General features: G+C 74.6%; 14 protein-coding genes. 10 read left to right on the top strand and 4 right to left on the bottom strand.

Going from position 1 to position 13,010, the window contains the following annotated elements:
* Positions 1-47 precede the first annotated feature (47 nt).
* Positions 48-554 (top strand): GNAT family N-acetyltransferase, encoded by a 507-nt coding sequence (locus ACF07N_RS00520; protein ID WP_383343372.1) that lies wholly within the window; start codon positions 48-50, stop codon positions 552-554.
* Positions 555-585: 31 nt separating this feature from the next.
* Here ACF07N_RS00520 and ACF07N_RS00515 read toward each other — a convergent pair whose 3' ends face one another.
* Genes ACF07N_RS00515 through ACF07N_RS00505 form a run of 3 tightly spaced genes read right to left on the bottom strand, consistent with a single transcriptional unit; the run spans position 586 to position 2,759 of the window.
* Complete coding sequence (locus ACF07N_RS00515; RefSeq protein ID WP_383333039.1) at positions 586-1,128, bottom strand: TetR/AcrR family transcriptional regulator; 543 nt, start codon at positions 1,126-1,128, stop codon at positions 586-588.
* Positions 1,129-1,150: 22 nt separating this feature from the next.
* Entirely contained in the window at positions 1,151-2,569 is a 1,419-nt protein-coding gene (locus ACF07N_RS00510) for an amidase (protein WP_392106531.1), read from the bottom strand.
* The gene (locus tag ACF07N_RS00505; protein WP_383332835.1) at positions 2,556-2,759 is read right to left on the bottom strand and encodes a hypothetical protein; all 204 of its coding nucleotides are present in this window, start codon (positions 2,757-2,759) and stop codon (positions 2,556-2,558) included. Before ACF07N_RS00505 ends, ACF07N_RS00510 begins: the two co-directional genes overlap by 14 nt.
* A gap of 112 nt (positions 2,760-2,871) precedes the next feature.
* Between ACF07N_RS00505 and ACF07N_RS00500 the strand changes: the two genes are divergently transcribed.
* The 6 genes from ACF07N_RS00500 (at position 2,872) to mug (ending at position 9,266) form a co-directional block, all read left to right on the top strand.
* Entirely contained in the window at positions 2,872-3,753 is an 882-nt protein-coding gene (locus tag ACF07N_RS00500) for an MBL fold metallo-hydrolase (RefSeq protein ID WP_392106528.1), read from the top strand.
* A 155-nt stretch (positions 3,754-3,908) separates the two neighbouring features.
* The gene (locus ACF07N_RS00495; protein ID WP_383332839.1) at positions 3,909-5,261 is read left to right on the top strand and encodes a hemolysin family protein; all 1,353 of its coding nucleotides are present in this window, start codon (positions 3,909-3,911) and stop codon (positions 5,259-5,261) included.
* Complete coding sequence (locus tag ACF07N_RS00490; protein ID WP_392106525.1) at positions 5,258-6,271, top strand: hemolysin family protein; 1,014 nt, start codon at positions 5,258-5,260, stop codon at positions 6,269-6,271. Before ACF07N_RS00495 ends, ACF07N_RS00490 begins: the two co-directional genes overlap by 4 nt.
* Before the next feature lie 95 nt (positions 6,272-6,366).
* Complete coding sequence (locus ACF07N_RS00485; RefSeq protein ID WP_392106522.1) at positions 6,367-7,146, top strand: SGNH/GDSL hydrolase family protein; 780 nt, start codon at positions 6,367-6,369, stop codon at positions 7,144-7,146.
* Between the two features lie 118 nt (positions 7,147-7,264).
* Entirely contained in the window at positions 7,265-8,707 is a 1,443-nt protein-coding gene (purB, locus tag ACF07N_RS00480; RefSeq protein ID WP_392106519.1) for an adenylosuccinate lyase, read from the top strand.
* A gap of 13 nt (positions 8,708-8,720) precedes the next feature.
* Positions 8,721-9,266, top strand: a complete 546-nt coding sequence (mug, locus tag ACF07N_RS00475) for a G/U mismatch-specific DNA glycosylase (protein WP_383343390.1) — start codon at positions 8,721-8,723, stop codon at positions 9,264-9,266.
* A gap of 53 nt (positions 9,267-9,319) precedes the next feature.
* On the opposite strand, the gene ACF07N_RS00470 is transcribed toward mug, so the two are convergent.
* The gene (locus tag ACF07N_RS00470) at positions 9,320-9,751 is read right to left on the bottom strand and encodes a hypothetical protein (RefSeq protein WP_392106516.1); all 432 of its coding nucleotides are present in this window, start codon (positions 9,749-9,751) and stop codon (positions 9,320-9,322) included.
* Between the two features lie 125 nt (positions 9,752-9,876).
* Between ACF07N_RS00470 and ACF07N_RS00465 the strand changes: the two genes are divergently transcribed.
* From ACF07N_RS00465 to ACF07N_RS00455, 3 genes are all read left to right on the top strand, one after another.
* Positions 9,877-11,046, top strand: a complete 1,170-nt coding sequence (locus ACF07N_RS00465; protein ID WP_392106513.1) for a sensor histidine kinase — start codon at positions 9,877-9,879, stop codon at positions 11,044-11,046.
* A 14-nt stretch (positions 11,047-11,060) separates the two neighbouring features.
* On the top strand, positions 11,061-11,723 hold the full coding sequence (locus tag ACF07N_RS00460) for a response regulator (protein WP_392106510.1): 663 nt from the start codon (positions 11,061-11,063) through the stop codon (positions 11,721-11,723).
* An 89-nt stretch (positions 11,724-11,812) separates the two neighbouring features.
* Positions 11,813-12,967, top strand: a complete 1,155-nt coding sequence (locus ACF07N_RS00455; RefSeq protein ID WP_392106507.1) for an ROK family transcriptional regulator — start codon at positions 11,813-11,815, stop codon at positions 12,965-12,967.
* Positions 12,968-13,010: the final 43 nt, after the last annotated feature.

Genomic DNA, 13,010 nt, shown 5'->3' with positions numbered 1-13,010 from the left:
GCGCCCGGCGGGGCGCGCGAGTCGCCTCGGAGCGAGCCGAGCCGGTCATGGCGGGAGGCCCGGCCGTGGTGTCCGCATCCTGGAAACGGACCGCCGTCCCGCGCGGCCGGTGGTGTGATCACCGTATGACCGAACTGCGTATCCGGGCCGCGACGCCCGACGACCTCGACGCCGTGCTGGCCTTCTGGAAGGTGGCCGCCGAGGGCACGAGCATCAGCGACGACCGGGGCGGCGTGGAGCGGCTCCTGGCCCGCGATCCCGAGGCGCTCGTGCTGGCCGAGCGGGACGGCGAGCTGGTCGGCACGGTCATCGCCGGGTTCGACGGCTGGCGCTGCCATCTGTACCGGCTGGCCGTGCATCCGGAGCGGCGCCGCCGGGGCATCGCCTCCGCGCTGCTCGCGGCCGCCGAGGACCGGTTCGCGGCGCTCGGCGGGCGGCGCGCGGACGCGATGGTCCTCACCCGCAACGAGACGGCGCACCGCGCGTGGGGCGCGGCCGGGTACACGGCCGAGGAGCAGTGGCGCCGCTGGGTGAAGCCGCTCACCGGCCGGTGACCTCGCCGGCGCCGCCCTGCGAACGGCGGGCTCAGGGGGCGAGGAGCGCGGTCACGAGGCGCCGGGCGTAGGCGGCGTCGAGGCCGTCCGGGCGGAACAGGATGCGGTACATCAGCGGCGCCACGACCCGGTCGAGCACCGTCTCGGCGTCCGGCGTCCGCTCCCCCCGCTCCCGCGCGCGGTCGAGGACGACGGTGATCTGCTCGGCGGCGTAGGCCGAGCACTGGCCGGCGTTGCCGCCGTCCGGGTCGCCGAGGAGGGCGTCGCGGATGTAGGCGCGGCCGGTGGGCGAGGCCATCTCGTCGAGGAACTGCTCGGCCCAGGCCGCCAGGTCGGCCGCGAGGGCGCCGTGGTCCGCGGGGTCCGTGTCGGGGCGCAGCCGCTCGACCGCCACGTCCGACAGCAGTTCCTGCAGGTCTCCCCAGCGGCGGTAGATCGTCGACGGCGTCACGCCCGCCCGCTGGGCGACCAGCGGCACCGTCAGGGCGTCCCGGCCCACCTCGGCGACGAGGTCGCGCACGGCGGCGTGGACGGACGCCTGGACGCGGGCGCTGCGGCCGCCGGGGCGCACCATCTGTCTGCTCACGCCTGACACCTTAGAGCGCGGGTGTCGCGTCCGGCGTGGGGGCCGCCGGTGCGAGCGGGCGTGCGGGCAGGGTCTGTTCCCAGGCGTGCCCGACCCGCAGGAGCAGGCCTTCCGCGCGTGGCCGGCCGAGGAGCTGCATGCCGACCGGCAGGCCGGCCGTGTCGTGCCCGGCCGGCAGGGACAGGGACGGCACGCCGGTGATGTTGGCGGGGGCGCAGAGCCGCACGTACGCGTCGGTGACGCCTTCGACGGTGCCGTCCGGCCAGGTGACGGTCTCCTGTCCGGCCCCGACCGCGGTCACCGGGACGGTGGGCGCGGCGATCAGGTCGACGTCGTCCAGCAGGCGCTCCCACTCCCGGCGCATCAGGGCGCGGGTCCGCTGGGCGCGCAGGTAGTCCACCGCCGGCATCAGCGCGCCGGCCTCCAGCAGGACGCGGACGTCGGCCCCGTAGAGCTCCGGAACCGCGCGCAGGGTGTCCTCGTGGCAGGCGGTCGCCTCGGGCACCATCAGGCCCCACTGGGTGGCGCGCACATGGCGGGCCAGGGGGATCTCGACGTCGACGAGGCGCGCGCCGAGGTCCTGGAGCCGCCCGATGGCGCGCCGGACGGCGGACTCCACGTCGGCGTCGACGTGGTCGAAGTAGTACGAGCGCGGGACGCCGATCCGCAGCCCGGTCAGGTCGGTGCCGCCGGCCGGCCGGTGGCTCCCCCGGGGCCCGGTCAGGGAGGCGGGGTCGCGGGGGTCGTGCCCGGCCAGGGCGTCGAGGACGAGAGCCGCGTCCTCGACGGTGCGGGTGAGGGGCCCGACGTGGTCGAGCGACCAGGACAGGGATGTCACGCCGTGGCGGGGCACGAGGCCGTAGGTCGGCTTGAGGCCGACGACGCCGTTGAGCGCGGCGGGCACCCGGATGGATCCGCCGGTGTCGGTGCCGACGGCGAAGGTGGCGGTGCCCGCGGCGACGGCGACGGCCGATCCCCCGCTGGAGCCGCCGGCCACCCGGCCGCGGTGCCAGGCGTTGCGCGTCTGCGGCGTGATCAGGCCGTAGGCGAACTCGTGGGTGTGGGTCTTGCCGACCAGGACCGCTCCGGCCGCCGCCAGACGGGCGGCCACGGCGCTGTCGGCCCGCGCGCGGTGGCCGGCGCGGACCGCGGACCCGGCGGACGTGGGCAGGCCGGCCACGTCGATCAGGTCCTTCAGGCCCATCGGGATGCCGTGCAGCGGCCCGCGGTGACGACCGGCAGCGATGTCGTCCGCGGCCTGCCGCGCTGCGCGGCGGGCCCGTTCGGCGTGGACGGCGGCGTAGGCACGGAGGTGGGGTTCGACCCGCGCGGCCCGTTCCAGGACGGAGTCCAGCAGTTCCACCGGGGACAGCCGGCGGGCGCGGATGGCGTCGGCGGCGGCGGCGAGGGTCAGTTCATACGGCTGCATCGGGCGTCTCCCGGACGGCGCGGTAGGCAGGAGCGGGCGGGGTGTCCCCGAGGTCCAGCTCGCGCAGGACGGTCACGACGGAGTGGATGTGATCGGCGGCGGCCGCGACGGCGGCGTGGCGCTCGGCGGGCAGGTCGAGCCCGGCGCGGCGGGCCCAGCGGGCCGCTTCGGCGGGCGTGAGGTCGGGCATGGGTGTTCCTCCACACGCAAAAGCTAAGTCTTTGCGTTAGTGGACCCTAGGGCCTACCCTCCCGTTAAAGCAAACGAGTTGCTTTAAGCTGTTCCCTCGAAAGGAGCCCCCTGTGACCAGCCCCGCGTCCTGGACCGTCGGCGACATCACCGTCCACCGCATCGACGAGACCCCCGCGCCACCCGCCACCGGAGCCTGGCTCCTGCCCGGCGCCACGCCGGAGGTGGTGTCGGCCGAGCCCTGGCTGTTCCCCGACTTCGCCGACGAGCACGGCGTCCTGCGGCTCGACACCCACAGCTTCGCGTTCACCGTCGACGGGCAGCGCGTCCTGGTGGACACGGGCATCGGCAACGGCAAGCAGCGCGCCAACCCCGCCTGGCACGACCTCGACACCGCCTACCTCCGGCGCCTGACCGCCGCCGGCTTCCCGCCGGACTCGGTCGACCTGGTGATCCTCACGCACCTGCACGCCGACCACGTCGGCTGGAACACCCGCCTGGAGAACGGCGCGTGGGTGCCCACCTTCCCCGGGGCCCGCCATCTGACCTCCCGCACGGAACGGGAGTTCTGGGCCGGGTACGCCATGGAGGAGGCACGCCGGCAGATGTTCCGCGACTCCGTCCACCCGGTCGAGGAGGCGGGGCTGCTCGACCTGCTCGACGTGCCGGCGGAGGGCCTGCGCGTCGCACCGGGCGTGCGCCTGGTCCCGACGCCGGGACACACCCCGGGGCACCTCGCCGTCGAACTGACCAGCCGCGGCCGGACGGCCCTGATCACCGGCGACTGCGTGCACCACCCGGTGCAGCTCGCCCACCCCCGCATCGGGGCCTGCGTCGACATCGACCCGGCGCGGGCCGAGGCCACGCGGCGGGCGCTCCTCGGCTCCCTCGCCGGTACGGAGACCCTCCTGCTGGGCACCCACTTCGCACCGCCCACCGGCGGCCGGGTGGCCGCCCACGGGGGCGCCTACCGGCTGGTACCGACTGCCCCCTGAGCACCCGGCCGGAGGACTTTGCACATCCTTTACTCTTGGATGGCCACTCGGTCCTCTATGAAAGGTTGTGAGCGTCCGCCCATGGGCGAGCCTCCCAGCGCGCGGCACCGCGCGCCCCGTCCGGTCCTGGACGACCATGGAACGGGGGTGACCCGATGACCGAAGTGCTCCTGCTCCTGGCTGCGATCCTGCTCTCGCTGGCCTGTGGCGCGTTCGTGGCGGCGGAGTTCTCCCTCACCACGGTCGAGCGCGCCGAGCTGGAACGAGCGGTGGAGCGCGGCGAACGAGGCGCCCAGGGCGCGCTCAAGGCCGTACGGAACCTGACGTTCCAGCTCTCCGGCGCGCAACTGGGCATCACCGTCACGAACCTGGTCGTCGGCATGCTCGCCGAGCCGTCCATCGCCGCGCTGATCGCCGGGCCGCTAGAGGACCTCGGCGTCTCGCACTCGGCGTCGCGCAGCCTGGCGCTGGTCATCGGCACCGCCCTGTCGACGGTGTTCCTGATGGTCGTCGGCGAGCTGGTGCCCAAGAACTGGGCGATCTCCTCGCCACTGGCCGTGGCCAAGACGGTGGGCAACGCGCAGCGCTGGTTCAGCGCCGCGTTCCGGCCCTTCATCACCCACCTCAACAACACGGCGAACCGGGTCGTGCGCCGGATCGGTGTCGAGCCCGCCGAGGAGCTGGCCTCGGCGCGCGGACCGCAGGAGCTGGCCGCCCTCGCCCGGCACTCCGCGAAGGAGGGCGTCCTGGAGGCCGACACCGCGGAGCTGTTCGTGCGGACGCTGAACCTCGCCGACCTCACCGCGGAGAACGTGATGACCCCGCGCGTGCAGGTGGTCGCCCTGGAGGTGCAGGCGACGCTGGAGGACGTGGCGAACGCGACCCGGGCGACCGGCCTGTCCCGGTTCCCCGTCTACCGCGGCACGCTCGACTCGGTCGTCGGCACGGCGCACGTGAAGGACGTGCTCGCGGTGCCGGCCGAACGCCGGCCCCGGACCCCGGTCTCCGAGCTGATGCGCGAGCCGCTGCTGGTCCCCGAGACGCTCACCGTCGACCGGCTCCTCGACCGGCTCTCCGGCAAGCGCACCATGGCGGTCGTGATCGACGAGTACGGCGGCACCGCGGGCGTCGCCACCCTGGAGGACATCGTCGAGGAGGTCGTCGGCGAGGTGCGCGACGAGCACGACCCGCACGAGCTGCCGGACCTCGCCCCGGCCGGCACGGACGAGACCGGGCACCCCTTGTTCTCGGCCGACGGCTCCGCGCGCGTGGACCATCTGGAGCGCGTCGGCCTGCGCGCACCGGAGGGGCCCTACGAGACGCTCGCCGGACTGGTGGCGACGGAACTCGGCCGGATACCGGCCGCCGGTGACACCCTCCAGGTCGCGGGCTGGCGGATGGAGGTCCTGGACGCCACCGGCCGCCGGGCCGCCCGCGTGCTGCTGCGCGCGCCCCTCGACGACGAGCAGCCGGGCGCCGGGCGCGCGGAGAAGGAGGTGGAGCTGTGACCGTCGTGCAGCTGCTGATCGGTCTGGCGACGCTCTTCGTCAACGCCTTCTTCGTCGGCGCCGAGTTCGCGCTGATCTCGGTGCGCCGCAGCCAGATCGAGCCCTACGCCGACCAGGGCGACCGGCGTGCGAAAAGCGTCCTGTGGGGTCTGGAGCACGTGTCCGCGCTGATGGCGGCCGCGCAGCTCGGCATCACACTGTGCACGCTGGTACTGGGCGTGGTGGCCGAGCCGGCGATCGCGCACCTGCTGGAGCCGGCGTTCCACGCGATGGGCGTGCCCGAGGGCGCAGGGCACGCGGTGTCCTTCGTCATCGCGCTGTCCCTGGCGACGTATCTGCACATGCTGCTCGGTGAGATGGTGCCGAAGAACATCGCGCTCGCCGAGCCGGTGCGCAGCGCGCTGGCGCTGGGTCCTCCCCTGGTGGCGCTGTCCCGGGCGCTGCGGCCGGTGATCTTCACGGTGAACGCCTTCGCCAACGCGCTGCTGAAGCTGCTGCGCGTGGAGGCCCGGGAGGAGGTCGCCGCCTCCTACTCGGACGCCGAGATCGCGCAGATCGTGAAGGACTCCAGCGAGGCGGGGCTCATCGACGACCGCGCCCAGGAGCGGCTGCACGACGCCCTGGAGCTGGGCCGGCGCCCGGTGCGGGACGTGGTCATGCCGCTGGAACGCGTGGTCTACGCGCGCGTGGGCGTCACCCCGGAGCAACTGGAGCGGCTGTCGGCGGAGTCCGGGTTCTCCCGTTTCCCGGTGGTGGACGAGGGGCGGCGGATCGTCGGCTATCTGCACGTGAAGGACGCGCTGGACGCCCTCGGGCGTGACGTGCCGTTCCGGCCGCGCGACATGAGGTCCATCGCGCGCGTGCGGGAGCACACGCCCCTGGACGACGTCCTCACGGCCATGCGGGGCAGCCGGACGCACCTCGCGGCCGTCCTCGGGTCGGACGGACGGCTGGCCGGGCTGGTGACGATGGAGGACGTGCTGCGGGAGCTGTTCGGGCAGCGGACCTGAGCCGGCGGGCACCCGCCCCCGGCCCCCGGCACCGCCCGGGACGGGGGCGGGTGACCGACTGCTGGGTATGTGCACGGGATATCATTTCCGCCGCCATGGACACGAACCCCACCTACAGCAGCCTGGTCGCCCTCGGCGACTCCTTCACCGAGGGCATGTCGGACCTGCTGCCCGACGGCACCTACCGAGGCTGGGCCGACCTGCTCGCCTCGCGCATGGCCGCCCGCACGCCCGGCTTCCGGTACGCCAACCTCGCGGTGCGCGGCAAGCTGATCCGCCAGATCGTCGACGAGCAGGTGGACGTCGCGGCGGCCATGGGCGCCGACGTGATCACCCTGGTCGGCGGGCTCAACGACACCCTGCGGCCCAAGTGCGACATGGGCCGGGTACGCGCCCTGCTGGAGGAGGCCGTGGAGAAGCTGGCCCCCGCGTGCAGGCAGCTCGTGCTGATGCGCAGTCCGGGCAGGCAGGGGCCCGTCCTGGAGCGGTTCCGCCCGCGCATGGAGGAGCTGTTCGCCTGCGTCGACGACCTGGCGGCACGGCACGGCGCGCTCGTCGTGGACCTGTACGGCGCGCCCTCGCTGAGCGATCCGCGGCTGTGGGACGTGGACCGGCTGCACCTGACGGCGGAGGGTCACCGCCGGGTCGCGGAGGCGGTGTGGCAGGCGCTGGGCTACGAGCCGGAGGACGCCGACTGGCACGCGCCGATGCCGGCCACGCTGCCGCCCGGCTGGGTCATGCGCCGGGTGGCGGACGTGCGCTTCGCACGGCAGCACCTGCTCCCCTGGATCGGCCGCCGGCTCACGGGCCGCTCCTCGGGCGACGGCCTGCCCCCGAAGCGGCCGGACCTGCTGCCCTTCGAGGAGCTGGCGTAGCCTTCCCGGGCCCGGGGTCGCCGCGGCGCGTCCGGCGCCCTGTGGCCCGCGTCTCGTAGGTTCCGACGAAGGCACCCGTTGCGCTGGCCTGCACGAATCGCCAGTAGAATCCGTCCACGTGACTTCCGCTCCCGCCAAGCCCCGCATCCCGAACGTCCTCGCCGGACGCTACGCCTCCGCCGAGCTCGCCACGCTCTGGTCGCCCGAGCAGAAGGTGAGGCTGGAGCGGCAGCTCTGGCTCGCCGTGCTGCGCGCCCAGAAGGACCTCGGGATCGAGGTGCCGGACGCGGCGCTCGCCGACTACGAGCGCGTCCTCGACACCGTCGACCTGGCCTCCATCGCCGAGCGCGAGAAGGTCACGCGCCACGACGTGAAGGCGCGGATCGAGGAGTTCAACGACCTCGCCGGGCACGAGCACGTGCACAAGGGCATGACCTCTCGCGACCTCACCGAGAACGTCGAGCAGCTGCAGATCCGGCTGTCGCTGGAGCTGATGCGCGACCGCACGGTGGCGGTCCTGGCCCGTCTCGGCAGGCTGGCCGGCGAGTACGGCGAGCTGGTCATGGCCGGCCGGTCCCACAACGTGGCCGCGCAGGCCACCACCCTCGGCAAGCGTTTCGCGACCGCCGCCGACGAGCTGCTGGTCGCCTACGGCCGCGTCGAGGAGCTGCTGGGCCGCTACCCGCTGCGGGGCATCAAGGGCCCGGTCGGCACCGCCCAGGACATGCTGGACCTGCTGGGCGGCGACGCCGCGAAGCTCGCGGACCTGGAACAGCGGATCGCCGCGCACCTGGGCTTCTCGCAGGCCTTCACCTCGGTCGGCCAGGTGTACCCGCGCTCGCTGGACTACGAGGTCGTCACCGCGCTGGTGCAGCTGGCGGCGGCGCCTTCCTCGCTGGCGAAGACGATCCGCCTGATGGCCGGGCACGAACTGGTCACCGAGGGCTTCAAGCCCGGCCAGGTCGGCTCCTCGGCGATGCCGCACAAGATGAACACCCGCTCCTGCGAGCGCGTCAACGGCCTGATGGTGATCCTGCGCGGCTACGCCTCGATGACCGGCGAGCTGGCGGGCGACCAGTGGAACGAGGGCGACGTGTCCTGCTCGGTGGTGCGCCGGGTCGCGCTGCCGGACGCGTTCTTCGCGCTGGACGGCCTGCTGGAGACGTTCCTGACGGTGCTCGACGAGTTCGGCGCGTTCCCGGCGGTCGTCGCCCGGGAGCTGGACCGCTACCTGCCGTTCCTCGCCACCACCAAGGTGCTGATGGGCGCCGTGCGCGCGGGCGTCGGCCGGGAGCTCGCGCACGAGGCGATCAAGGAGAACGCCGTCGCCTCCGCGCTCGCCATGCGCGAGCAGGGCGCCGAGCGCAACGAACTGCTCGACAAGCTGGCCGCCGACACCCGCATCCCGCTGGACCGGGCCCGGCTGGACGCGCTGATGGCCGACAAGCTGTCGTTCACCGGTGCCGCGGGCGATCAGGTCGCCACGGTCGTCGCCCGGGTCGAGGAGATCGTCAAGCAGCATCCCCGGGCCGCCGGTTACACGCCCGGCGCGATCCTCTGACGCGCCGCCGGCGATGCCCCGTTTCACTCCCGAGGAGCTTCAGGCCGCCCGCGGCCGCGTCGTCCCCGACGTGGTCGCGGAGGGCCTGCGGGTGCTGTTCTGCGGTATCAACCCCGGGCTGATGACGGCCGCGACGGGCCATCACTTCGCCCGCCCGGGCAACCGCTTCTGGCCGGTGCTGCACCGGTCCGGGTTCACGCCGCGGCTGCTGAAGCCCGCCGAGCAGCGGGAACTGCTGTCGTACGGGCTCGGCATCACCAACGTCGTGGCGCGGGCGACCGCCCGGGCCGACGAACTGAGCGCCGAGGAGTACCGGGAGGGCGGGCGGCTGCTCGCCCTGAAGGTGAGCCGGCTGCGACCGCGCTGGCTGGCGGTCGTGGGCGTGACCGCGTACCGCGCCGCGTTCGACGACCGCAAGGCCCGGGTGGGGCCGCAGGAGCGGACGATCGGGGACACGCGGGTGTGGGTGCTGCCCAATCCGAGCGGACTGAACGCGCACTGGACGGCCGAGACGATGGCCGAGGAGTTCGCCCGCCTGCGCGAAGCGGCCGAGGGCTGAGCGCTGCGGGGGGCTGAAGGCCCCGGAGAGGGCGGCGGGTGTCACCCCGGCCCTCACGGCGGGGCCGTCTCCGTCACCACGGCGAGCAGCCGGACGTCCTGCGTGGCGTCCCGGTCGGTCACCGCGACGGCGACCCAGCGGCCGGTGCCCTCGACGTCCCACACGTACGCGAGGCTCGCGCGCTCGCTCAACTCGCGCCACGGCACGGGTATCTCCTCCCGCTCCGCGCGCAGCAGGACGGTCTGCAGGTTGTACGGCGGGGTGTCGCCCCACCGCGAGGCCAGCAGCTCGCAGACCGCGTCCCGCTCCTTCTCCAACTGGTCCACCACCTCCCCCCACCGCGCCGGGTCGTCGTCCGCCGCGGCGTCCAGCACGGCGACGTGCCGGCCGGGCCCCGAGGCGCCGGCGTCCGACGGGCCGTGCTCCGCCGGGAAGGGGCGGTGGCACAGCTCGTCGATGAGGGCGATGTGCTGTGCGATGTTCATGGCTTCAGTAAACCGGCCGCCACTGACACTTGGCGGGCCGTCAGTGCCTGATCCGGCCGCAGGGCGCGGAAGACGAGCGGGGGTTCGCGAAGTGGCCTGTCAGTGGGGGTTGGCACGATGAGGTCATGGTGCATGTGCTGCGCCCGTTGACCCGGGCGGTGACGTACACGCGATGGCTGCATCTCGCCATGGCCGTCGTGTGGCCGTCGCTGTGGCTGTTCGTCGAGGAGTCGTGGTGGACGCAGGCCACGGCGGCCGTGCTGCTCGGTCTGGCCGGTCTGGTGCCCGCGATGCGGCTCGTGGAGGGACTGCAGGCCCGGCTGCTGCTGACCGGTCACCGGCACGACAGCGCGAGCGCGGAGATCGTGGCGGCCCCGTCGGCCACCTGGTCCGACCGCGGCCGGACCGTGGTGTGGCTGGAGGCCCGGCTCGTCGTCGGCTACGCCGTGGTTCTGCTCTCCCTGCACTTGCCGCTCCTCGCGATCGACCTGGTGACGTCGGCGCTCGGCGCCGGGCCGGTGGGCGGCGCGCCGCTGCCCGCCGGCGTGCCCCGCTGGGGGTACGCCCTGCTCGCGCCCGTTCCCCTGCTGCTGCTGCCCGTGGTCGTCGTCTGGTCGGGCCGTCTCGTCACCGCGCTGGCCGTGCGGCTCCTGGGCCCCTCCCCGGCCGAGCGGCTCGCCGCGCTGGAGGAGCGCACCGAGCAGCTCCTGGAGCGCACCCGGATCGCCCGCGAACTGCACGACTCGATCGGCCACGCGCTGACCCTCGCCGTCGTGCAGGCGGGCGCGGCGCGGGCGGCGGGCGATCCCGCCTTCACCGACCGGGCGTTGAGCGCCATCGAGGAGACCGGCCGTGCCGCCCTGGAGGACCTGGAGCGGGTGCTGGGCGTCCTGCGCGCGTCGGAGAGGCCGGTGAGCGGCAGACCGACGCTGGCGGACGCCGGCCGGCTGCTGGAGTCCGCGCGCGCCTCGGGCGCGGAGGTCGACGCCGAGGTGACCGGGCCGCTCGACGCGGTGCCCGGCCCGGTGTCCCGGGAGGGCTACCGGATCCTGCAGGAGGCGCTGACGAACGTCCTGCGGCACGCGGGCGCGGTCCCGGTCCGGGTCCGCGTGCGGGTCGCCGACGGCACGCTCGTCCTCGCGGTCCGCAATCCGCTGCCCGCCGGCACACCCGTCCCCGGTCGCGGCAGCGGACTGCGGGGCATACGCGAACGCGCGGCCCTGCTCGGCGGACGGGCCCGGACCGGGCCCGACGGGGGCGGCTGGCAGGTTCACGCCGAGCTGCCGCTGAGTTGATCTAGGCTGGCCGGATGCCGGTCACCGTTCTCCTCGTCGACGACGAACCCCTCGTGCGCGCGGGTCTGCGGGCCGTGCTGGAGGCGCAGCCCGGCATCGAGGTCGTCGGAGAGGCGGCCGACGGGGCGGCGGTGATCCCGCTCGTGCGGCGGCTGCGGCCGGACGTGGTCGCCATGGACGTGCGGATGCCGCTGCTGGACGGCATCGAGGCCACCCGGGCGCTGCTGCGGACGGTGGCGGAACCGCCGCGGATCCTCGTGGTGACGACCTTCGAGAACGACGAGTACGTCTACGAGGCGCTGCGCGCGGGTGCCGACGGCTTCCTGCTGAAGCGGGCCCGGCCCGCCGAGATCGTGCACGCGGTGCGGCTGATCGCCGAGGGCGAGTCGCTGCTGTTCCCGGCCTCCGTACGGCAGTTGGCCGCCGAGTACGGCGACAGCGGCGGGAACCGCGCGGCGCGGGCGGTGCTGGAGCGGGCCCGGCTGACCGGGCGTGAGGAGGAGGTGCTGCGGCTGATGGCACGGGGCCTGTCCAACGCGGAGATCGCGGACCGGCTGGCCGTCGGGACGGAGACCGTGAAGTCGCACGTCAGCTCGGTGCTGGCGAAGCTGGGGGCGCGGGACCGCACACAGGCGGTCATCGCGGCCTACGAGTCGGGCTTCGTCGCACCGGACTGATCCCGGGGGCGCGGTGCCCGCCCCTCGCCGGGGCGCGCCGTGCCGAAGTACGATCCGGCCAACACGCGCACGACCTGGGAGGACGGACGGTGGGGCGGCTGACCGGCGGGGATCCCTCGCTGCTGCGAAGGATCAACTCCGCGGTGGTGCTGCACGCGCTGCGTGCCACGGACTGCGCGACGCTGACCGAGATCACCCGGGTGACGGGGCTGTCGAGGCCGACGGTCGAGGGCGTCGTGGAGGGGCTCATCGAGGCCGGCCTGGTCGTCGAGAAGGCGGCCGAGGAGGGGGCGGCCCGGCGGCAGGGGCGGCCGGCGCGGCGGTTCCGGTTCCGGGCGGAGGCCGGGCATCTGCTCGGCGTGGAGGTCGGGGCGCGCCGGGTGGCCGTGCTCCTGTCCGACCTGGACGGCCGGGTGATCGGCTCCCAGGCCAAGGACGTGGCGGAGACGGCGGAGGCCGACGAGCGGCTGGAGCGGCTGCGCGGGGCCGTCGCCGAACTGCTGCGCCGGGCCGGGGTCGCGCGGGGCTCGCTGCGGGCCGTGGGCGTGGCGACGCCCGGGATCGTCGAGGCGGACGGCACGGTGCGGCTCGGGACCGCGCTGCCGGGGTGGACTGGGCTGCGGCTGGGCGAGCGGCTCAGCCGGTCCTTCAAGTGCCCGGTGCTGGTGGAGAACGACGCCAACGCGGCGGTCGTCGCCGAGCACTGGAAGGGCGCGGCCACCGAGTCGGACGACGTGGTGTTCGTGCTGGCGGGGCTCAGCCCGGGCGCCGGTTCGCTGATCGGCGGGCGGCTGCACCGCGGTTACGGCGGCGCGGCCGGCGAGATCGGGGCACTGCACCTGCTGGGCCGGGAGGTGACGCCCGAGACGCTGCTGTCGACCACGGACGAGCCCCTGCACCCCCTCGACGAGCAGGCGGTCGCCGAGGTCTTCGCCCAGGCCCGGGAGGGCGACCAGCGGGCCCGGGCGGCCGTCGACCGCTTCCTCCAGCGCCTGGTCCACGACGTGGCGGCCCTCGCCCTCGCCCTGGACCCGGAGCTCGTCGTCGTCGGCGGCTGGGCGGCGGGCCTGGACGGCGTCCTGGACCCCCTGCGCCGGGAGCTCGCCCGGTACTGTCTGCGCCCGCCGCAGGTGACCCTCTCCCGCCTCGGCGACGCGGCGGTGGCGACGGGCGCCCTGCGCCTCGCCCTGGACCACGTCGAGGAGCAGCTCTTCACGGTGGAAGGCCGGGCGACGCCCTTCTGAGGCTCCCGGCCTGTCGCGCCCCGGGCACATCGGCGCCGCCGGC

Origin of the sequence: Streptomyces sp. NPDC015242 (assembly GCF_043079125.1) — a bacterium.
In the GTDB taxonomy this organism is placed as follows: Bacteria; Actinomycetota; Actinomycetes; order Streptomycetales; family Streptomycetaceae; genus Streptomyces.
The sequence above is the reverse complement of the archived record's forward strand: the minus strand, read 5'-3'. Positions and strand labels throughout refer to the sequence as shown.

What these genes read in the sequence shown, in the direction of transcription:
- ACF07N_RS00520 (WP_383343372.1), top strand. Translation starts at nt 48, where the DNA reads ATGGCGGGAGGCCCGGCCGTGGTGTCCGCATCCTGGAAACGGACCGCC.
- ACF07N_RS00485 (WP_392106522.1), top strand. Translation starts at nt 6,367, where the DNA reads ATGGACACGAACCCCACCTACAGCAGCCTGGTCGCCCTCGGCGACTCC.
- mug (WP_383343390.1), top strand. Translation starts at nt 8,721, where the DNA reads ATGCCCCGTTTCACTCCCGAGGAGCTTCAGGCCGCCCGCGGCCGCGTC.
- ACF07N_RS00510 (WP_392106531.1), bottom strand. Translation starts at nt 2,569, where the DNA reads ATGCAGCCGTATGAACTGACCCTCGCCGCCGCCGCCGACGCCATCCGC.
- ACF07N_RS00470 (WP_392106516.1), bottom strand. Translation starts at nt 9,751, where the DNA reads ATGAACATCGCACAGCACATCGCCCTCATCGACGAGCTGTGCCACCGC.
- ACF07N_RS00495 (WP_383332839.1), top strand. Translation starts at nt 3,909, where the DNA reads ATGACCGAAGTGCTCCTGCTCCTGGCTGCGATCCTGCTCTCGCTGGCC.
- ACF07N_RS00460 (WP_392106510.1), top strand. Translation starts at nt 11,061, where the DNA reads ATGCCGGTCACCGTTCTCCTCGTCGACGACGAACCCCTCGTGCGCGCG.
- ACF07N_RS00515 (WP_383333039.1), bottom strand. Translation starts at nt 1,128, where the DNA reads ATGGTGCGCCCCGGCGGCCGCAGCGCCCGCGTCCAGGCGTCCGTCCAC.
- ACF07N_RS00505 (WP_383332835.1), bottom strand. Translation starts at nt 2,759, where the DNA reads ATGCCCGACCTCACGCCCGCCGAAGCGGCCCGCTGGGCCCGCCGCGCC.
- ACF07N_RS00465 (WP_392106513.1), top strand. Translation starts at nt 9,877, where the DNA reads ATGGTGCATGTGCTGCGCCCGTTGACCCGGGCGGTGACGTACACGCGA.